Genomic DNA, 20,905 nt, shown 5'->3' on the forward strand with positions numbered 1-20,905 from the left:
ACCGTTACCGCCTGTTGTGATAAAGACAACGCTTGGAGGAGGAGGGATTAAGGGTGATTATTGCCTCAACCGGGCGCTGAAAATGAATGGGGAAGGACCGATGAATATCAGACTATGGCTGTTGTGTGTCGTACTGCTGAGCGGCTGCAGTCAGGGCGACTGGCGCACCGCCAGCCGGGCATCGTCCGGGCTGGCGCCGGATGCAGCGACCACGCCCGAGGCCGTGCTGCAGGTGTACGGTGCAAGCGCCTATGGCTGGCGCGGCTGGTTCGCAATCCATACCTGGATCGCCGTCAAACCGGCCAATGCTGAGCGTTATACCCTGTATGAGGTGCTTGGCTGGCGGGAGCGCAGAGGATTACCGGTGCTGCGCATCGAAGCCGTAGACCGGCCGGATCGATACTGGTTCGGTGCCAGACCCGAGCTGCTGCTCGACAAGCGCGGGCCGGGTGTCGAAAAACTGATCCAGGCGGTGGACCGGGCCGCCAGGGATTATCCGTGGAAGCACGAGTACCGCCTGTTCCCGGGCCCCAACAGCAATACCTTTCCTGCCTGGGTGGCACAGAAGGTACCGGAACTCGGACTCGAACTGCCGTTCAGCGCCATCGGCAGCGGCTGGGCGGATTAAGTTAGCCTAAGCGTGATACCGGCGGGTGGAGGAAGGCCATGAGACTCATGGGCACTTATTCAAAGACGCGAGAAACAAGATATTACAGGCATTTACAGCCTGTCTCTGTTTGACAGCACCTTTAGTCGCACCTATACATAATCCTTACCAAGGATGGTGAATCGGGTCAGCTCTTTAATCAGATGCTTGGCCAAGTACTCGTAAGGATGCGGGGCTAACCCTATGTATTTAATATCGAAAAGTCGATTTTTTCGGCATAAACCCATTGCGCCAAAACTATACGTATTATTTTTATACGGCATTTCTTCAATCGCCTGGGGCGCTTCTTTCGACTGTGAGCGAAATCGCTGTGGTTTGAAGAATGATGGGTCTTATCCCTACCTGGTGCTGGGCTCCGTTAAAAAAGTAGCCAGTGATGCAGATGCCGATGCTGTTTTTGGTTGGGCAAAGGCAAATGGATACTGGACTGCTCTGCCCGATAACCAGGCGCAGTTCAGGCAGTCTATTCAGATGATGTCGGTTGAAATTCCCGGACAGGGCGGGGTTGAAGAAATCACCCTTCTAATGGGCCGTGAAGACTACGACGCCATCGCGATCAAGGCTGGAGATCTGGTTCGTTATACACCCCATGAAATGAATCAATCCAGTCCTGCATTCGCGAAAGCTACAAATCGACCCTACTGGAATCTTTTTGGCTGTATTGCCGTACTCTGCCGAGCAGATGATGGAAAATGTTCTCAACGCTATTCGACAGGTATCTTTGGCGTCGTTGATGGAATTGCATTGAGTTCACACGGCGATACGTCTGAAGACGTTACCAAGCGCATCGATCCCATCACCTATTTACCCGTTCAATCAAGGAATGATTGAACGCTTAATAAAAATCTAGCGGAGACTCTATTCGCATTGGAGATATTTCCATGGACTGGAATAATTTCAGGTTACTGGTGGGGGTGATTTTATTAGTTCTCTCGCACATCGCTGGCGCGAGTAATGAGGACAGTAGTCGTCAATCCAATATTTCGTCGCGTTACGGTGTATTTCAAGAGCCCCTGGTTGCGTTTACCCCCTTTTCCCGGGCCCAGCATTCGACACTGGATGCGGCCGCTATGGCTTATTCGTCCATGGGCAGTCCGTCCAGTGTAGGGCCCGTGTCAGATTACCTGGACCGTTTTACGGATTCACCCTGGCGCGCTTCGTTACTGCTCAATATGGCATTAGCCCGGGCGCAGGCCGGCTACTTTTCTGATGCATTACAGCTGTTGGAGCAAGCCCATATTGCGGCTGAGGCCGCTGACAATCCGGCAGAAAGAGCCGTAGCTGCCCGGATATTGGGGGAGTTGCTTGAATTGCACACCCGCTTTGGCCATCGCGATGCCGTCGAGGCACTGCTTAAAAGGGTAAGTACCGGACCAGAGGCCGGCTCGATATCGGAAAGTCTAACGTTCGCCCGTGCCGGGCTCTGGCAAATGAAGAATGAGCCCGAGAAGGCATTAAGGTGCGGGATTGCTGCTCTGGATGCCTTGCTGGCGATAACGGTGCCAGCAAGGCAGCGTGAATCTGTTCTCGAAAACAGTGAAGCCGGTGCGGATGGGACGACTTTAGCGCAACTGGACGCGCTTGCCGACGGTTTGGGGTTAGATGCTTTGGCCATTCGACGTGGCATGGGGCAGCCTGTACCGGTGCCTTCGCTCGTGCACTGGCGCGTGGGGCATTACGCCACCATCCTGAGCGAGGACGATGGTGTCTACCGGGTCAGGGATCCCGCGTATGGCCAGGATTTATGGATCTCGCAGGATGCACTGGATGCCGAGTCGAGCGGATATTTTCTGGCACTGAACGATGTGAATGTGCCCTGGCAACGCCTGAAGGATACCGATGCCGCCCAGGTGGTCGGTAGTGGCTACACCTCAAGCAGCGATCAGAGCAGCACGTCGGACGATGATTTAACCGAGTGTGACGATCCCTGTACCGAACACAAAGGTATGCCGCGCTATCGCGTGCATTCCATGCTGGTCAGTCTGAATATCCGCGATACCCCGATCGGGTACACGCCTCCCGTCGGGCCTTCTGTGCCGGTAACCCTCACCTATAGCCAGCGTGAGATCAATCAACCCACAACGTTCACCTTTTCCAACCTGGGACAGAAGTGGACCTTCAACTGGTTATCCTACGTGCAGGACGATCCCCAGCAGGTGGGTAACCGGGTGATGGTCTATCTTCCCGGGGGCGGGAGTCGCAATTATGGGGGTTACAACGTCGGCACCGGAGCCTTCTTGCCGGAACAGCGCACCGGTGCCCAGCTTGTTCGAGTGTCATCCTTGCCTCTGCGTTACGAACGGCGCATGCCGGATGGCAGACGGTTCGTTTACGCGCAGCCGGACAATAGCGCCTATTATCCGCGTCGCGTAATGCTGAGCGCAGTTATTGATCCTGCGGGTAATGCCGTGACATTGCAGTATGACGCTCAGCAGCGCCTGCTCAGTGTGACGGACGCCCTGGACCAAATTACGGTATTCACCTATGACAATCCGTCCAATCCGCTGCTTATTACCGGTGTTACCGACCCTTTCGGACGAAACGCAATCATCGGTTATGACGTCAGTGGTCGTCTGAACAGTATCACGGATGCCATTGGCATGACGTCGACTTTTGGCTACGACAGCGGCACCTTCGTCAACACCATGAATACCCCATACGGCACCACCTCGTTCAGCTATGGCGAGAGCGGGACGACCCGCTGGCTTGAGGTTACCGATCCCCAGGGCGAGCGGGAGCGGGTTGAGTTCGCGCATGGTGCATCCGGGATTCCGTTCAGTGACTCACCGATACCCGCGGGCATGAACCTGTTCAACCGCTACATCAACGGCCGCAATACCTTTTACTGGGATAAGGAGGCCATGCGACGCGCGGCGGGGGATTATACCCAAGCGCGCATTCGCCACTGGTATCACCTGCGGACCAACACGTCTTTTACGGCCAGCGTGTTAGAGAGCGTCAAAAATCCGCTGGAAAGACGCGTCTGGTTCAACTATCCGGGCCAAAGCTGGGCGGGTGCAGAAGGCACCCTGGATAAACCCTCGCTCGTTGGCCGGGTGCTACCGGACGGTACCACCCAGTTGAGCAGAAAAACCTATAACGTATTCGGTAACGTGACCAGCACCATCGATCCTCAAGGTCGTGAACTGGTATTCGATTATGCGGACAACCAGGTCGATCTGGTTCGCATTCAACGCAGGAGTGCGGCCGGTTACGATGTGCTGGCGCAGTTCACCTATAACGACCAGCATCGCCCGTTAACCTATACGGACTCCGCCGGCCAAGTGACCACCTATGATTACAATGCGGCGGGTCAACTGACCCGGGTGATCAACCCGCTGGGGCATGTTTCTCGATACGAATACGATGATCAGGGTTACCTGACCGGTATTATCGACCCGAATGGCAACAGGGTTGCCACATACAGTTACGATGCTTTTGGCCGTATCGACAGCGAAACAAACGCCGCGGGTTACAGGCTGGAATATCGCTATGACGCCCTCGATCGGCGTATCCAGACCCGTTACCCGGATGGCACCAGTGAGTTTGTTGACTGGGACCGCCTCGACGTGGCCGCACATGAAGACCGTTATGGCAATGTGACGCAATTCGCACATGACGCCGTACGGAATTTGCTAAGTGAAATTGATCCGTCCGGCCATCAGATGGAATACGACTACTTTGCCAACGGAGCGCTGAAAAGCCGGGTTGATGGCCTCGGCAATACCTCCTCTTTGGAGCGGGATATTCAGCGCCGCGTCGTCCGTACGATTCGTGCCGACGGCAGTGACAGTCGCAGGCGTTTTGATTCCAGTGGACGCCCAATACGGGAAACCGATGCATTGGGCGCAGATACCGAGTTTGGATATGCCACGGACGATCGTCTGGCAAGCGTTACCGATCCCAACGGCAATTCGACGCTGTATCGCCATGACGCCTACACGGGCCAGCTTGTCGAGCGAGACAGTCCGGATAGCGGCGTGACGACCTACCGTTACGACAGTGCCGGTAATCTTACCGGCCAGACTGATGCGAATGGCCAGGCAACCACCTATGAGTATGATGCACTTAACCGCGTGATCCGCACTGTCTACGCCGACGGGCAGGTCGTGGAGTATCTCTACGACGCTGCGCCCAATGGGATGGGGCGCCTGGCCGAGGTCCGGGATGCAACTGGGCGCACCGTTCTGGCTTATGACGTTGCGGGAAATCCTGTCAGCCGTACCCAGACGTCGCCGGATGGCGTCGAGCTGAAAACCCAGTACGCCTACAACGACGCCAACCAGTTGGCCCGTGTGATCTATCCTTCGGGGGCGATTGTTGACTACAGCTATGCGCAAAATCGGCTGACAGCCATAGCTGCAAATGGTCAGGTGGTGCTGGATGACATTCACTATGCCGCCTTTGGCGCTGTGACTGGCTGGAACTGGGGTAACGGACAACCCAGCAGTCGGACCTACGATGCGAATGGCCGGCTCGACAGTTTCAACATTGCTGCTGAAAATCGGCAACTGAGCTACGACAAGGTTGGCAATATCGTCGCCATCAACGGAGGGAGCCTTCAGCGCAACTTTGCCTATGATGCCAAGGGGCGTCTGAACGCGGCGATGTCTGCCGATTGGGATCTTGGCTACACCTATGATCCCAATGGCAACCGTACTCACGAAAGCAGTGACGGGGTTTCGCGATATTACGCGGTCGATCCTGGAAGCAACCGGCTTTTGACAGCTGAGGATGTTGCCTTCATCTACGACGGTAATGGCAATACCCTGACCGACGGTCGTCATAGCTACCAATACGATGCGCGAAATCGACTGGCCACCGTGGATGATGGCTTTACCGGTGATTACCAGTACAACGCCTCCGGACAGCGCGTCTACAAGATGGGTCACCAGTCTTACCGATTAACCGCCGATCTCAATGGTGATGGTGAGGTCACCTCAGCGGACCTGCACGAATTAAAGCACTTTATTCGCAATGGGCAGTCGCCGTTGCAGGCTGACCTGAATCAGGATGGCAATGTTGATATGCATGACAATGCCTGCATTGCTACCCAGATCAGCGATGAAAAGGACGACCCAGGCCTGCCGCGAGGCTGCCGCCTCGGCGAATGGATAGATGTTACGATTGAAAGTCGTTTTGTCTATGCCGGCCCACAGTTGCTGGGCGAGTATGACATCGACGGCCGTATCAGGCAGGAAATCGTCTGGATGGGCACCATGCCCGTCGCTGTGCTGCAAGACGGCGAGATCTATCAAATACACAGTAATCAGATTGATGCGCCTGAAGCGATAACGGATGCCTGGGGTACGGTCGTCTGGCGCTGGACGCCGAAACCGTTTGGTGACAGCCTGGCCGATGAAGACCCGGATGGAAACGGTCAACGGTTTACGTTCAATCTGCGCTTTCCCGGGCAGTATTTTGATGCCGAGACAGGGTTGAACTACAACTACTATCGGGACTATGACCCGGCAACGGGACGGTACATCGAAAGTGATCCGATAGGGTTAGCGGGTGGTCTGAATACTTACGTGTATGTAGGTGGAAACCCTCCAAGTTATGTTGATCCACTAGGGCTTCTTTGTGGGAAGGGATCTCATCTAATATTTGATTTTCGACGTGGATTTAGCTGTGAGCTAGATCCACCACCATCTAATCCTGATGCGAAGTGCATCACCGTTGAGTGTGTAATGAGAAATGGGGCTGGTCGTGATACTAGAAAAAATCCAATATGTCCAGTCGTATGCAGAGTCGCCGCTATGCCTTGTCAAATGCTTGGCAGTATCATTTCTCCATCAGGTGCAGCGTGTAGAGGAGCTGTTGGTGTTGTGTGTAGCGCAGTGTGCGATGAAGACGAAAAAGAAGAGTGCAAATGAATATGCCTAGTTGTCCAGAATGTTGTAATTCAATAAATATTTTTAAAATAGACTCGAATGGGGAGGTGCGATGTTCAAATTGTGGGATATCTCTGAAGGGAAAAGATTATCGTAGGAATAACATGATAGCGGGTCTGATTTTCTTTTTTATTATTACTCCGGTAGTAACGGCTTTACTTTGGGGGTCGGTATGGCTTTGGCCAATAGATTTTTTTATTGGTTTTTTATTGTATTGGTTTGTTATGAGTAAAACGTGTTTTGAAAGAAATTAATAAATTTATATTTTTATCAGTAGTGTGTCGTACACCGTTCCACTTCTATATTCCACGCTTCGTCAGCAGGACGTACATGCGGAATCAGCCCGTACAGTTTTGGTCCCTGAAAAGACATTAAATTCACTGAATTTTAGCTGGGGTCTCTAGGAAACTATGCATAAGTCCCCTGGTTTTTTGGAGTTACAATGATTTTTCCGCCAATGGCGACGCATCCCTGCGTCAGCTATTAGTGCGTCGAGTTAGTTTCACTTCCTGCGCTTCGAACCCGAGAGCAGGGACGGGCGCACGGCGCGGGTATTGGTATCGTCGGCTTCGGGCATTGGGGCCGGGGCGGGCTTGACCGGGGCTGGTTTCAGCTTGGCGCGCAGGCGCGAATTTTTCGAGGCGCGCACACTGTGGTTGTCGTCGGCGGCATTGCTGCCCTGGTAAGGCACGGGCTTGATCGACAGTGGGCGGCCAATCAGTGCTTCGATGGCCACCAGGTAGCGCTTTTCATCCGGCGACACCAGCGATATGGCCTGACCCTTGCCGCCGGCACGGCCGGTGCGGCCAATACGGTGAACATAGGCTTCCGGTACGTTGGGCAGGTCGTAGTTCACCACGCGGGGCAGGGCGTCGATATCCAGCCCGCGGGCAGCCACGTCGGTGGCTACCAGAATGCGGATCTTGCCCTGGCTGAAGCCGGCCAGCACGCTGACCCGTTCACGCTGGGGTTTGTCGCCATGCAGTGCGCGGGCATCAATACCCTCGGACTGCAGGTAGTCTGCCACCATATCGGCGCGCTTCTTGGTGCGGGTGAAGACCAGCGCCTGTGCCCATTGCCCACCCTGAATCAGGTAGCTGAGCACATCGCACTTGTCGCCCTGATCCACGGCATAGGCAAACTGCAGCACGGTTTTGGCGGTGGAGTTGCGTTTCGTGACGCGCACCCAGGTGGGCTTTTGCAGAAACTCGGGCACCAGCTGCTCGATGGCCTCGGACAGGGTGGCTGAAAACAGCAGGGTCTGGCAGCGGCGGGGCATTTTCTTGCGCAGCTGGCGAATGTCGGCAATAAAACCAAGATCCAGCATGCGGTCGGCTTCGTCCAATACCAGCAGTTGAAGCTGGCGCAGATCGAAAACGCCCTGGCTGAGCAGGTCGAGCAGGCGGCCTGGTGTGGCGACCAGTATGTCGGCACCGCGTTTTAGCTGGCCGATCTGTCCTTCGATACGGTTGCCGCCAAACAATGCGATCGTACGCAGGCTCAGATAGCGGCCATAGGCATCCAGGCTCTGGGTCACCTGCAGCGCCAGTTCCCGTGTGGGCACCAGCACCAGCGCGCGTACCGGGCGAATGTCTTCAACGGATGGCTCTGCCCACAGGTTTTGAAGAATGGGCAGGGCAAATGCAGCGGTCTTGCCGGTGCCGGTCTGGGCTTCGGCCACGAGGTCGGCGCCGTTCAGAATGGCGGGAATGGCCTGGGTCTGCACGGCGGTTGGGCTGCGGTAGTCGAGCTCCGCCAGAGCCTGCTGCAGAGGCTCAATAAGGCCGAGGGCGTTGAACGTACTCATAGTTACCTGTGAGCCGCCAGCGCGACCCGGTTCGAGTTGCAAAAAAAGAAGCGTAGCTTAACTGAATCCGGCGCTAACAGCGACTCTCGTGCAGTTGCGCCATGCCTGATGGCAGGCACCGCAGCGCCAAAATATTTTGTTGCTGCCGGCGTTGACCGGAACCCGGGTCGGGGATAGTGTCATATTGCATATATGACGCTGTTAAGGATTCTGAACAACTGATGCATACCTGTTTGCCGGATCGCTGGTCTTCTGACCCTCGATCGCGTGCTTCTCTGCTTAACCTATGCGTCCTGTTGCTGCTTGTTGGCCTGCTGGCGCTCTGGCCTAAGGCGCCTGTCTCCGATAGCGTGTCGGCGGCCCCTTGGCAGGCGCTGGCAACCATGGGCAGCGGAGCCGAGGGCGAAGGGTTTCGCCTGGACAGCGGCAACGACGCCAGCGCCGATGACTCGGTCGGCGCGGCACCCGCTGTTGTGGTTGTCATTGCTGCGGCGCAGCTGTTTCCCGTTGGCCCTATTCTGGGCTGGCAACCTGCCCCCTGCACCTTTGAGCGCGCCCGAGCCCCACCAGCATTAGCCTGATTGTTGTCGCGAGTGTGTTCACTTTCTATTGAATGATCGCTCTGGCTGTGGCCAGAGGAGGCTAATACCATGCGTACCTTTCATGAACTTAAAACCCTGTCGCTGCGTGACTACACCAAGCTTTCGACTCCTGCTGCAGATAATCTGAGCCTTGAAAGCCCGGCGATCAATGTCGTCACGAACTTTGAATCGACGCGCCCGCTGGCGCTGGAGCTGGATGTCGGTATCAACGACGCACTGCTGATGATGAAAAAGGCCCATGTCCGCTCCGTTATCGTCATGGACGACGCCGAGAAATTTCGCGGCATCATCAGCGTGTCGGATCTGGAGAGCCGCAAGGTGCTGAGCACGGCTCAGAGCCAGGGGCTGCGGCGGGACGATCTTACGATCGGCGATATCATGACGCCGAGCGAAAAGCTGGCCGGGTTGTCGATGCAGCAGATTAGCGGCAGCTGTATCGGTGATATTCTCAAAACCCTGCAGGATGTGGGATCACAGCACATGCTGGTGGTTAAACCCGAGGATCTGCAGATCTGCGGCATCATTTCGGCCAGCGATATTGCCCGCAAACTGCATATCCCGGTGTCTATCACCGAGCGTGCCACCAGCTTTCGGGAGATTGTCGACGTCCTCTATGGCAGCGGCGCTGCCTGAGGCGTGTGACTGGAGTCTGAGCACTTCGCTGTCTACGCTGTAGGAATGCCTTAGCGTGCAGGACGGTAATGGGACTCGAAATCAACAAGTCCAGTTTCACGCCGCAGGAGTTTAGCGGCTTCTATCAGCGTCTGGAGAGCAATCTGCAGGCGCTGAAGGCGCTGCTGCAAAGGCCTGGATTTGGTGAAGGGCCGGGCTCCCTTGGCGCGGAACTTGAACTGTGCATCGTCGACCGTAACGGCTTGCCGTTAATGGTAAACAGCGAGATTCGAGATGCGCAGGCCGACCCCCGGCTGACGCTGGAGCTGAACCGTTACAATCTTGAATACAACCTCACGCCGGTGCCGATCCACGGCACCCCGTTTTCCAGCATCGAAACCGAGATACGCTCCGCAATCGCAGCACTGGAACAGTCGGCATCGACGTATCAGGGCCATATCCTGGCGATCGGTATCCTTCCTACATTGCGTCGTCGTGACTTTGGCCCCCATGTCATGACCGAGCAGCGGCGTTATGAGGCGCTGACGAACGGCCTGAGCCGGCTTCGGGGTGAGCACATCCAGGTGCGCATCAATGGACAGGAACCGATCTCACTGCGCGCCCGTGATGTCACGCTGGAAGGCGCCAACACGTCTTTGCAGCTGCATTACCGGGTAAGGCCCTCGGACTTCGCCGACATCTACAATGCAATGCAGCTGGCAACGCCTGTGGTACTGGCGCTGGCCGGGAACTCACCGTTTTTGCTGGGGCACCGGTTATGGCATGAAACGCGGATTCCACTGTTCAAACATGCCATCGACGGAGCCCATCGCAGCGGCAACAGTTACAGTTGTGCCTCCAGGGTGAACTTTGGAACGGGCTGGGTACGTGAGGGGGCCTATGAGTTATTTGCCGAGTCGGCCCTGCTGCATGCGGCGCTGTTACCCATTTGTAACGATGGCGAAGACGATCTGAGAACCGTGCAGAGCGGTGGCATTCCCCAGCTGCAGGAATTGCGTTTGCATCATGGCACGATCTGGCCCTGGAACCGGGTCATTTATGACGATAGCTGCGGTGGGCATCTGCGGATTGAGATGCGCGCTCTGCCGGCGGGACCCACGGCCTGCGACATGATGGCCAACGCTGCCTTTCTGGTGGGGCTGGCGGAGGGGCTGCGCGGCGATATTGCCGAGCTCATGCCGGCGTTGCCCTTTAGCATGCTGGAGCACAATTTTTACCGTACCGCCGAACTGGGTCTCAATGCGCGAATGCTGTGGCCATCGAGCTGCAGTCGCCGGCTGGAGGAAATACCGGTGATCGAGCTCGCGCAGCGTTTGCTGCCGGTGGCAGAACAGGGTCTGGGTCGTATCGGTATCAGCACGGCCGAAATTGATCATTACCTTGGTATTATCGAACAGCGGCTGGAACATGGCTGTACCGGGGCGACCTGGCAACTTGGTCAGGTGGCACGCCTCAATCGCCGGTACAGCCGGCAGCGCGCATTGAAAACCATGCTCGAAGGTTATCGTGTCCGTGCTGACCTTAACCAGCCTGTCGCACAATGGACGGACATGCACTGATGCCGGATGACAGAATTCAAATAGTGCACAACCCTGCTCCGTCGGACATTGCCCGTACGCCAGAGGAGTTTCTGCGTCAGCTGGGCGGGCCCAGCCTGATTATCGTGCAGGGTCGGGATCCGAGCCGCTGCCGGGCTCTGAGCACGCTACTGCACGGCAACGAGCCCTCGGGGCTGAAGGCCGTTCATGGCTGGTTGCGCAACGGCGAACAACCGAATATCACGCTGCTGTGCTTCATTCTGTCGGTGTCGGCTGCGCTGGAGGCGCCGCTGTTTTCCTGGCGACAGCTACCCGGCGAGCGGGATCTGAACCGGTGCTTCCGCCCCCCTTTCGAGGGTACGCCGGGCCGGATTGCCGAGCAGACCCTGGCGTTGCTGGATCAATATCGGCCCGAGTGCCTGATTGATATTCACAATACTTCGGGCATGAGCCCGGCGTTTGGTGTTGTTACCCACGAAGATCCGGCCCACGAAGCGCTGGTGGCGCTCTTCACTCACCGCCTGATCGTGACGGATATCCGCCTCGGTGCCCTGATGGAAATCAGCCGGTCCGATTTTCCCGTGGTTACCATCGAATGCGGTGGCAACAAGGATCCGGTGGCGGACAAGGTGGCAGTGGAGGGGTTCTGGCACTTCTTGCGGGGGGATCAAGTGTTAGAGGTGCCCGCAGGCGGCCTGCATATGGATTTGTATCACCATCCGGTACGGCTTGAGTTGGCGCCAGACACCCGGGTTACCTTTGCGGACGAGCCTGATCCTGCGGCGGACATAACCGTGCCCTGGCACCTTGAACGCTATAATTTCGGTGTGGTCGAGGGCGGTACCTTTCTGCTCTGGCTGGGGCCCGGCGCGCGTGCCAAGATGCGCCTGCGCGATGCCAGTGGCGTTGATGTGCTCACGAGGTTTTTCGAACATCAGGGGCATGGGCTTTATGCTGCGCAGGCGCTCAAGTTATTCATGGTGACTGATAATCCCCTCATCGCCTGCAGTGACTGCCTGCTCTATGCGGCACCTGAAACGGGTCACAGCATCATCGACGGCTGACAAGCTGAATCAGGGCTTAAGTCCGGGTGAAAATTGATCGCGCAACTCACACCGTACGGCAGGGTCTTAAGGGTAACAGCTGTGCTGGAGTTGTCTCATGAAGATCAGATTGTTAAGTGCAGGTGTGCTGGCATTGAGTCTGGTCGCCAGCCCGTCCCAGGCCGATGTGGATGTTGGTATCTACTTCGGGGGCGCCGCCATTCACGGTAACGGTTTTAGTCTGTACCTCGGCGGGCCTTATGATTATGCACCTTATGGCTATTATTACAGTCGACCGCGCTATCATCATCCGCGTCATCATCATGCGCCGCCCAGATACCATGCGCCGCCGCGTCACCACCACCGTTCCAGGCACAAATTTGATCACCGCCACTCCTACAGGAAACATGACAGTAGAGACTACCGTCATTCCTACAGGAAACATGACAGTAGGGACTACCGTCATTCCTACAGGAGACATGACGGCAGAGTCTATCGCCGTACCCATGAAGGCAGCGCCTGGCGTGACGCCAACAGGCGGTTTTTCCGGGGGGACGAGCGTCGTCACTGACATCAGGCGGGTTGTATCAGATCAGTAACGACGCAGGCTGCAGGCGCTGGCCCTGTCGGCTGCGTTCTGCGGCAGGCAGGATATCCATGTTAGGCCAGAGCCCGCTCAGGAGCGCATCCCGGTACGCCGTGGGCAGACCGGCATCGCGCATGGCCTGTGCTGCCGCCGGAGCATCATATTTCAGCCGGTGCCAGCTGGCACGCAGGCGCTCGCCCTCGGGCGCAAGCAGCATGTACCAGCCATCTGTAGTGCCATCATTCGCCGGCAGACCGATCACCCCTGCATTGAGCCAGGCGCCCGTGCGCCAAGTCTGACCGAACGGCAGGCCACAATGGCCGCCGATCAGCACATCGGCCTGGACGAGGTCGAGTTGCTGCTGCTTGTCCTCCCGCGGTGTGGACTCAAACACAAACCGGTTGATTTGGTCTGCCGCGCCATGCACGACATGAATGCGCCGTCCATTGCAGGTAAAGCGCAACTGCGCAGGCAGTTTGCGCAACCAACTCCGGCTGTCATCGCTTATTACCCTATCGGCATGGCGATACCAGCCGATGGAGAGGGCCGCGCAGCTGCTGTCTGGCGCAAAGCCACAGCCGCAATCCTCAACCCGATTGCCCAGTGATTCTTCACAATTGCCCTGAATCCAATGGACTCCGGCCTGGCGCAGCAGCGTGACGGTCGCTTGGGCATCGGCACAATAGGCCACGCTGTCGCCGGTACAGATGAGTTGGTGGGCCGCCAGTCCCCGCTGTTGCGCGCTTACCAGAAGTGCCCGGGTGGCCTGCAGGTTGCTGTACGGGCCGCCAAATACCATCAGTGGGCCGCTCAGGTCGCCAAGGTCCCGTGTGGTTGAGGCGCTGTTCATCCTGCGTGTTTCGCCTGTTTTATTCCGGGGTTGCCGACGCTGAGACAGCCAAGCCAGAACAGCAGGCATCCACTGGCCAGCAGGGTAGCCGATATCCACAGCAGCTTGGTGTACTTGTGCGCATCCCCCAGCAGCGCGCTGTAACCGGATGACTCGGTGAAATAGAGTACGGCACCGCTGACCGCCAGCACAAAGCTGGCCAGATAACTCCACAGGGGCACATCGGTACGCCCGCCCCAGAGGGAGATCAGTACCACCGGTGCCAGGTACATGGAGGCGGTACCGCTGACCGCCACGGCACTGAACAAATCCTTGTTGCCCAGGAACACACAGCCCAGGCCAAGCAACAAGAAGACGACCATCACCAGGCGCCCGTTTCGAACCGAGGTCGGGATCGCATTCATATCCAGTGCCATAAGCTTGGCAGAGCTGGCCAGGGTGCTATCCAGCGTGGACATGGCGGAGATAACCAGGGCGGCATTGAACAGCAGCAACGGGCCATCCCCCAGTAGCCGGGCGAGCACGCCGTTCATTGCTTCGCCGGGGCTTGCCTGGGCGCCGGCAAGCACACCCAGGCTGCCAAAGGCAGTGATACACAGGATGCTGATCCAGCCTGCGTGGAAGAAACTGCGCCTTGTGGTTTCACGGTCTGCGAGGAATCCCCGATCCATCATGACAGGATCGTGCATGGGGTAGCTCCATACCTGCAGCAGTGCCACCAGCAACAGGATTGGACCGGGCTGGCCGAATTCAAATGGCTTGAACAGCAGGGCTTCCAGCTGAACGCCCGGTGACATAAAGGCGGCAATGACCAGAACCACCAGAACCAGCAGAAACAGTGTCATCTGGAACAGGTCGGTGCGCAGCGAGGCTCGCAGTCCACCGAGTAGCGAATACACCAGCGTAATGCCGGAGAATGCCAGTATGGCCAGGGTATAGGCGGTGCTGCCGGTGGTGCCGAACAGAATGCCGATGACCAGCAGGTTGGCAAAGACTTCACTGACCAGCCGAATGCCGATCACCAGGTTGTAACAGTGAGAGCCCCAGCGGCCGAACCGGTGCTGCAGGAAGGCCTGCACGCTGTGAAAGCCCTGTTCAAAGCGCAGCTTGTCGATGATACGCCCGCCAACCCAGAACGAAAGGTAATAGGCGGCGTAGGCCAGGGTGCCCCAGATTCCGTAAAAAAAGCCCAGGATCGCGGCGTTCATCAACGAACGGGCAAAGATCCAGGTGGTGACCTGGGAGAAGGTCAGTGTCAGCAGCCCGGGCGGTTCAGCAGTGTCGGACTGGCCGAGGAAAAAGGCGTTTACCGAGCGGGCCGGGCGGGAGAGCGCCAGAGAAATGAGCGCCAGTGCGGCGACCAGAATCGACAGGCTGTAATCCATGGAGGCTCCAGGTCAGGGGAGTAGGTTTGACATTAGTACAGCGGCCCATTGGCAGGCAGAGCTTAGGCAATGCAACTGAAACAAGCCTGAAAAGCCGAAAGCAGCGGGGGGAGTTAACGTACCACGATCGTCTGGATGCCAGGGATATCCAGCAGGGCATGCGGCGCCGGCAGGCCATCGGGCCAGATCGCAGTCAACGGCAGGATCAGTGTGTCCGCCATCGCCGGCAACCAGCGTCTGATGGATTGCGGATTATCGTCAGGCACGCTTTCGAGTCGCAGCCGTCCCAAACCGCTGGGCAGGTCCTGGACACTCTGATAGGGACTGCCCGGCAGGGCAAGCACCAGCAGCGGTTGCTTCTGAATTCTGGCGAGGCGGGCTGCCAGTTGCAGCGCCCGGTAGCTGCCTCCGTCGGGCGCACTTAGCACGGCAATCGCCGTGTCAACTCTGTGTGAAGGTCGGGGGTGGAAGTCGGACTGTCCCCGCGCCAGCACGATCAGGTCGGTCTGAGACCATCCGTCCATCAGGCCCTCGAACCATCGGCCGCGATAGATGCGCAGGTCCCAGGGCACCGGGCTTTGCCGGGTCAAGCGGCGCAATTGCGCCTGCAGATCCTGTAATTGCTGGCGGGTGGTGTTTTCCAGCCGGTGGGTGCTGAGCTGACGACAACGGGCCGAATGGCGAATGATTTCCTGGCAAAAGGGCAGCCCGGCAATGGTGAGAAGATCCTGGTCCTCGATGATCAGGGCTTCCAGTTCGAAACCCAGCTCTGCGGCCAGGCGCACACAGCGCTCAAGCTTCAGCGGGTCAATGTCGCCGGGCTGCAGTGTCAGTACCAGGCGGCTCATGCCTGATCCCCATGTGCCTGCTTGCGGGCAATTTCGTGCCAGTCCTGCAGCTGCCGCTGAACCTTGCCATTAAACGTCCTGGGTGAGTAGAGACCATCACTGTCCGGTTCACCGACCTTTTCTGTGCTCAGTAATGCCAGCATTTCGTCGATCTGGGAGACGGCATAGATGTGGAAATCTCCGTTCTCACAGGCCTCGACCACGTCGCGCCGCAGGATCAGGTGCTGAATATTGGCGCTGGGAATAATGACGCCCTGGTTACCTCTCAGTTCACGCTGACTGCATAGCTCGAAGAAACCTTCAATTTTTTCATTCACACCGCCAATCGCCTGGATCATGCCATGCTGATTGACCGAGCCGGTCGCGGCGAACTGCTGGTTGAGGGGGGTGCCTGCGATGGCCGAGAGCAGTACACAGAGTTCCAGTGCCGATGCGCTGTCGCCATCGACCCGGCCATAGGACTGTTCGAACACGAGGCTGGCATTGAGCGACAGTGGCGCGTTGCGGGCGTAACGGTTGCCAATAAAGGCCGACAGAATCAGTACTCCCTTGCTGTGGATAGCACCGCCGAGCTTGGTTTCACGTTCAATGTCCACCATGCGTCCGGTGCCGACGCGGGCTGTGGCCGTGATGCGCGATGGGCGCCCGAAACGGTGGTCGCCCATCTGGATCACCGAAAGGGCATTGGCCTGGCCAACGGCAGTGCCCTGGGTATCAATCATCAGGATGCCCTGCTCGATCTGCTGCTGCAGGAGCTCCGCATATTGGCTGTTACGGTGACGCGCGGTCGTCACCGCCTTTTCGACATCAGTGCCCTCGATGGCGCTCTTGTTGCCCTGCAGGGCCCAGTAGGCCGACTCGCGCAACAGATCGACAATCTTGCCGCGATGCAGCGACAGCCGCGTGCTGTCGTCTACAAAACGCGAACTTTGCTCGATGGCCCGGGCAACGCCATCGCGTGACAGGGGCAATAGCTTTTCTTCCCGGCACAGGGCGCACATCAGGCCGATATAGCGCGGCAGGTTTTCCGTCTGGCGCTCCAGCTCCTCGGAAAAATCGGCGTAGACTTTGAATAATGAAGTGAACTCGGGATCGTAGGCTTTGAGCAGGTAATAGATATGCCGGTCACCTATGAGTAATACTTTGACATCCAGCGGTATCGGCGCCGGTTCCAGCGAGCGGGTCGTCACCATGCCATAGAGTTTTTCCAGCGGATCAATGCGAATCTCGCGATTTCGCAGGGCGCGTTTGAGTCCTTCCCACGCAAAGGGCAGGGACAGCAGTTTGCGTGTGTCTATCACCAGATAACCCCCATTGGCCCGATGCAGGGCGCCGGGCTGGATCATGCTGAAATCTGTAGATAGCGTGCCCATATGGGCGCTGTACTCGATACGGCCAAGCAGGTTCTGGTAGCTCGGTATATCCTCGCTGATAACCGGCGCGCCCTTGGTTGATGCCTTGCCTACCAGCACATTGACCTGGTAGCGACGAAACGCGCGAGAGCGGGCGATCTTGTGCAGTGCCGGGTGATTGTCGCCTTTTTCCTGGGCAAAGAAGTCGTCGACATTTTCAAGCATATCCTGGTGAACAGTATCGAAAAAGGCCTGTACGTCGGGAAAACCATTGTAGCGGCTGCGCAGCGCCTGTAGCTGGGGGTCGATTGCCAAATGGGTGAATTCCAGCTCCAGGGCACGCAGCTTTTCGAGATTTTGCTGCTGTAATTTTGGTATCTGCCGCACACGCTCGGTCAGTTCATCGTTGAACGAGGCTATGGCCTGCTTGATACTTTCCTGCTCTTCGGGCGGGAGCCTGTTGAATTCCTCGGACGTCAGCAGTTTGCCACCGCGCAACGGGCCTACGGTATACCCGTGCGGTGTACGCATCAGGCTCAGTTGTGCCTGCTCGGCCCGCTGGCCCATTTCCTTGAATTTTTCCTCTTCTTGCTGCTGAAATTCATCATGGATGTCCTGCACCCGGCTGCGATATTCATCACTGTGAAAGGTCGCTGGAATCTGGGCCAGCAAGGTTTCGACCAGCTGAAAAAGATCCTGGCGCAGACGATGACCCAGACCCTGGGGCAGTTGCAGCACCCTGGGTTGGTGCGGCTCATCAAAATTATTGACATAGCACCAGTCCGACGGCGCGGATCCCTGGGACGCCACCTGTTTGATGATACGCGATATTATCAGGCGCTTGCCGATACCGGCAGAGCCGCTGACAAACAGGTTGTAACCACTGTGAGGCATGTTGATGGCGAACTGGACGGCATCGGTCGCCCGGTCCTGCCCCAGCGCGGAATAGTCCGGTTCCAGATCGTCGGTGGTCTCGAAGGGAAGGTCGCCCAAGTCGCAGGCATGGTAGAGCTGGTCGGCGCTGAGCGGTTGCAAGGGCATAGGACTGACTCCGGAACTGTCTGTCTTCTGTTTAGACCCTCTAGTCTGGCTTAGCAATGTGTCGATCACGGGACGCCTGTGAGAAGCTCCCGTGACATTGGCGATAAAAGGTGCCGGGGCCCGCGTTTATTTCGCTGATCCCAGCCCACGCTGGACCTGTTCAAGACGCTGGCGGGCCTGGCCTGCTTGACGTACTTGAGCGCGCCCAGGCCGCCGCGGGCGCCGGCATCCGCGGCCGCCAAGTCCTGGGCCGGTATTGCATGCTGGCCGGGCAGCCTGGCCGCCAGAGCATCAAGTCGGGCCGGATCGCGGGCCACCAGGGTCAGATTGTGTCCATCAGCGGCAAGGCGCTGGGCAATGGCGCGGCCGATGCCACCGGTGGCATCGGTTAGCAGTATCTGTTTCATGCGGACTCCATGGGCAGAGCGCGAAACGTACCGCCTGTATGGCGAAACGGCTGAGCGTCTGCTCAATGGGCAGGTCGAGGTCTTGTTCGAGGAACAGCGGCCACGTGTCGGCAACTTTCAGTCCGCAGCTCGCCAGCCAGTGCGGCCCATCGCTGAGTAGCATCTGTATCGGCAGAAAGTGGCGCAGTCGGGCCTGGTGAACATCGGCATAGCGGGAGCAGGCAAAGCGCTTGATACGCTCAAAGCTATGCGTGCCCTCGTGGCATTTGGCGAGACTCAAGTGTTGTTGTGCGATCCTGGCCTGCTTGGTGACCTCCGGTTGTATGGAGCGCAGCATGAGGCCGTTGTCTTAAGAGAGACTTAAGTCCCCGATCAGGCAGAGGGTAAATCGAGGCGATATGTAAATACTATCAAGTACATTTGGATAGTTAATTTTAAGTATTGATAGCTGGCCGGTACGATGGCGTCTGTTTTCAGGCAAGTTCATGATTCGACTGGAGAGACAGAGATGCAGAACATTGAAGGACAGCGCGTACCCCAGGTCACCTTCCGTACCCGCGTGGGCAATGAGTGGCAGGACGTGACCAGCGACGACATTTTTTCCGGCAAGAATGTCATCCTGTTTGCGTTGCCAGGCGCGTTCACACCGACCTGCTCAAGCACCCACCTGCCGCGCTATAACGAGCTGGCGCCGGTGTTCCAGGCTAACGGCATCGACAGCATTATCTGCCTGTCGGTTAACGATGCATTCGTCATGAATGCCTGGGCGGAGGACCAGAAACTGGAACATATCCAGGTGCTGCCCGATGGCAACGGCGACTTCAGTGCCGGCATGGGCATGCTGGTGGACAAGTCGGACCTGGGCTTTGGCAAACGCAGCTGGCGCTATTCCATGCTGGTGAAGGATGGTGTGATCGACAAGATGTTTATCGAACCCGATCTGCCGGGCGATCCGTTTGAAGTGTCCGATGCCGACACCATGCTGAACTACGTTAACCCGCAGGCCAAACAGCCCAACCGAGTGACCATTATCACCAAGCCGGGTTGTTCGCACTGTACCCGTGCCAAGAAGGCGCTTAATGAGCGCAAGTTTCGCTTTGAAGAAATCGTGCTGGGTCAGGGCGGCATAAGCTACTCCAGCCTGACGGCGATCTCCGGGCGTGGCACGACGCCGCAGGTCTACATCGATGGCCAGCATGTTGGTACGGCAGACGATCTGGAACAGTGGTTGCTGGCTCACATCGGATAAGTCTGCGTTATTGCTGTCTTGCACACCCCCGGGCGCTTCGCGCTGCGGGGGTTTTGTCATGGGCGTGATTGTGGCCCATCGGTGCCGATGTATCGTTAATTACGATAGTTAGTAACTTAATTGTCTGGCTTCAAGCCGATACTATGGCGCCACTGAGTGGGTGCTATGCGTATGGAGCAGAGAATGATGAGAAGCAAGGCAGACCGGATTCGTCATACGGTGGGGTTTGAACTGCTTGGGCTGGTACTGCTGACGGGTCTCGGTGGCTGGCTGCTTGAACTGGACATGGGGCACTTTGGCGCTCTGGCGGTGCTGTTCTCGCTGCTGGCGATGGTGTGGAATTATTACTACAACCGCCTGTTTGATCTTTGGCTGATCCGTCGGCGTGGCACTTGCATCAAGCGTCAGCGGGACAGGGTCTTCCATGCGCTGTTGTTCGAGGGTGGCCTGTTGCTGGTAACCCTGCCGATAATCGCCTGGTGGCTGCAGGTCAGCCCGTGGCAGGCACTGGCCATGGATGTCGCAATGGTCGTGTTCTATCTGGTGTTCGCGTACCTGTATAACCTGGCGTATGACCGGCTGTTTCCGGTACCCCATCCTGCGGCGTTACCACAGGGCTGAGCCCTGTGGTAACGCCGCGGTTCCCCGCAGGGCGGCCCGCCAGAGTGGGCTTTTTCGGCCTGGGTACTGCTTAAATCCTTCGCTGGATGCCCGCCGCTGTGTATAAGTGAACGACCTCGCGGACTATATTAAGTGAAAGTTTTTTTGCACATGCGCAATGTCAATATTGACAGCGTGCATATTAGCACTGCGGCGACGGTCGCGGATCTGGCGCGAAACCCGCGCAGTTTGGGGCGTTGAGGCGATTGTCAAACAGTTTATTTTAAACCCGCTGGCGTGGCTGGACGAAGATTCACCAGCTTTCGCGGGGCCCCGTCATTACTGAGCTAAAGCCTGGGTGATGGCAGTTGTTTGTATCTTTTGCACAGGTTTATCCACAGAA

At 57.4% G+C, this 20,905-nt stretch carries 17 protein-coding genes; 10 read left to right on the forward strand and 7 right to left on the reverse strand.

Going from position 1 to position 20,905, the window contains the following annotated elements:
* Positions 1 to 100: 100 nt before the first annotated feature.
* The 3 genes from F451_RS0107110 to F451_RS26625 all read left to right on the forward strand — a co-directional run bounded on the left by F451_RS0107110 (position 101) and on the right by F451_RS26625 (position 6,543).
* Complete coding sequence (locus F451_RS0107110; protein ID WP_020680667.1) at positions 101 to 628, forward strand: DUF3750 domain-containing protein; 528 nt, start codon at positions 101 to 103, stop codon at positions 626 to 628.
* Positions 629 to 850: 222 nt separating this feature from the next.
* Entirely contained in the window at positions 851 to 1,498 is a 648-nt protein-coding gene (locus tag F451_RS0107115) for a hypothetical protein (protein WP_156826392.1), read from the forward strand.
* A 50-nt stretch (positions 1,499 to 1,548) separates the two neighbouring features.
* A complete protein-coding gene (locus tag F451_RS26625) occupies positions 1,549 to 6,543 on the forward strand; it encodes an RHS repeat-associated core domain-containing protein (RefSeq protein WP_083928372.1) in 4,995 nt (1,664 codons plus the stop codon).
* A gap of 520 nt (positions 6,544 to 7,063) precedes the next feature.
* Here F451_RS26625 and F451_RS0107125 read toward each other — a convergent pair.
* Positions 7,064 to 8,368 carry a DEAD/DEAH box helicase gene (locus F451_RS0107125; protein WP_020680670.1) on the reverse strand — a complete coding sequence of 435 codons (1,305 nt, stop codon included), beginning with the start codon at positions 8,366 to 8,368 and terminating at the stop codon, positions 7,064 to 7,066.
* A 221-nt stretch (positions 8,369 to 8,589) separates the two neighbouring features.
* Between F451_RS0107125 and F451_RS0107130 the strand changes: the two genes are divergently transcribed.
* The 5 genes from F451_RS0107130 to F451_RS27610 all read left to right on the forward strand — a co-directional run bounded on the left by F451_RS0107130 (position 8,590) and on the right by F451_RS27610 (position 12,755).
* Positions 8,590 to 8,949 (forward strand): hypothetical protein, encoded by a 360-nt coding sequence (locus F451_RS0107130; protein WP_026291575.1) that lies wholly within the window; start codon positions 8,590 to 8,592, stop codon positions 8,947 to 8,949.
* A gap of 69 nt (positions 8,950 to 9,018) precedes the next feature.
* Complete coding sequence (locus tag F451_RS0107135; protein ID WP_020680672.1) at positions 9,019 to 9,603, forward strand: CBS domain-containing protein; 585 nt, start codon at positions 9,019 to 9,021, stop codon at positions 9,601 to 9,603.
* A gap of 68 nt (positions 9,604 to 9,671) precedes the next feature.
* Positions 9,672 to 11,162 carry a glutamate-cysteine ligase family protein gene (locus tag F451_RS0107140; protein WP_020680673.1) on the forward strand — a complete coding sequence of 497 codons (1,491 nt, stop codon included), beginning with the start codon at positions 9,672 to 9,674 and terminating at the stop codon, positions 11,160 to 11,162.
* Positions 11,162 to 12,205: a M14 family metallopeptidase gene (locus tag F451_RS0107145; RefSeq protein WP_020680674.1), complete on the forward strand. Its 1,044-nt coding sequence runs from the start codon at positions 11,162 to 11,164 to the stop codon at positions 12,203 to 12,205. Before F451_RS0107140 ends, F451_RS0107145 begins: the two co-directional genes overlap by 1 nt.
* A gap of 97 nt (positions 12,206 to 12,302) precedes the next feature.
* Positions 12,303 to 12,755, forward strand: coding sequence for a hypothetical protein (locus F451_RS27610; RefSeq protein WP_156826393.1), 453 nt, complete (start codon positions 12,303 to 12,305; stop codon positions 12,753 to 12,755).
* 16 nt (positions 12,756 to 12,771) lie between these two features.
* Here the strand turns inward: F451_RS27610 and F451_RS0107155 are convergent, their stop codons facing one another.
* From F451_RS0107155 to F451_RS28780, 6 genes are all read right to left on the reverse strand, one after another.
* Entirely contained in the window at positions 12,772 to 13,620 is an 849-nt protein-coding gene (locus F451_RS0107155; RefSeq protein WP_020680676.1) for a metallophosphoesterase family protein, read from the reverse strand.
* A complete protein-coding gene (locus F451_RS0107160; RefSeq protein WP_020680677.1) occupies positions 13,617 to 15,005 on the reverse strand; it encodes a sodium:solute symporter family transporter in 1,389 nt (462 codons plus the stop codon). The genes F451_RS0107155 and F451_RS0107160 overlap by 4 nt, the downstream gene beginning before the upstream one ends.
* A gap of 113 nt (positions 15,006 to 15,118) precedes the next feature.
* On the reverse strand, positions 15,119 to 15,853 hold the full coding sequence (locus F451_RS0107165; RefSeq protein ID WP_020680678.1) for a hypothetical protein: 735 nt from the start codon (positions 15,851 to 15,853) through the stop codon (positions 15,119 to 15,121).
* Positions 15,850 to 18,246 carry a Lon protease family protein gene (locus F451_RS0107170; RefSeq protein WP_020680679.1) on the reverse strand — a complete coding sequence of 799 codons (2,397 nt, stop codon included), beginning with the start codon at positions 18,244 to 18,246 and terminating at the stop codon, positions 15,850 to 15,852. The genes F451_RS0107165 and F451_RS0107170 overlap by 4 nt, the downstream gene beginning before the upstream one ends.
* Positions 18,247 to 18,311: 65 nt before the next feature.
* Positions 18,312 to 18,653, reverse strand: coding sequence for an SDR family NAD(P)-dependent oxidoreductase (locus tag F451_RS28590; RefSeq protein WP_020680680.1), 342 nt, complete (start codon positions 18,651 to 18,653; stop codon positions 18,312 to 18,314).
* Positions 18,583 to 18,990 carry a thermostable hemolysin gene (locus F451_RS28780; RefSeq protein WP_083928373.1) on the reverse strand — a complete coding sequence of 136 codons (408 nt, stop codon included), beginning with the start codon at positions 18,988 to 18,990 and terminating at the stop codon, positions 18,583 to 18,585. Before F451_RS28780 ends, F451_RS28590 begins: the two co-directional genes overlap by 71 nt.
* A 171-nt stretch (positions 18,991 to 19,161) precedes the next feature.
* Between F451_RS28780 and F451_RS0107185 the strand changes: the two genes are divergently transcribed.
* Positions 19,162 to 19,902 carry a glutathione peroxidase gene (locus tag F451_RS0107185; protein ID WP_020680682.1) on the forward strand — a complete coding sequence of 247 codons (741 nt, stop codon included), beginning with the start codon at positions 19,162 to 19,164 and terminating at the stop codon, positions 19,900 to 19,902.
* 183 nt (positions 19,903 to 20,085) lie between these two features.
* Entirely contained in the window at positions 20,086 to 20,523 is a 438-nt protein-coding gene (locus F451_RS0107190; protein ID WP_020680683.1) for a PACE efflux transporter, read from the forward strand.
* The last annotated feature ends 382 nt before the right edge of the window (positions 20,524 to 20,905 follow it).

Origin of the sequence: Marinobacterium rhizophilum DSM 18822 (assembly GCF_000378045.1) — a bacterium.
GTDB lineage: Bacteria > Pseudomonadota > Gammaproteobacteria > Pseudomonadales > Balneatricaceae > Marinobacterium_A > Marinobacterium_A rhizophilum.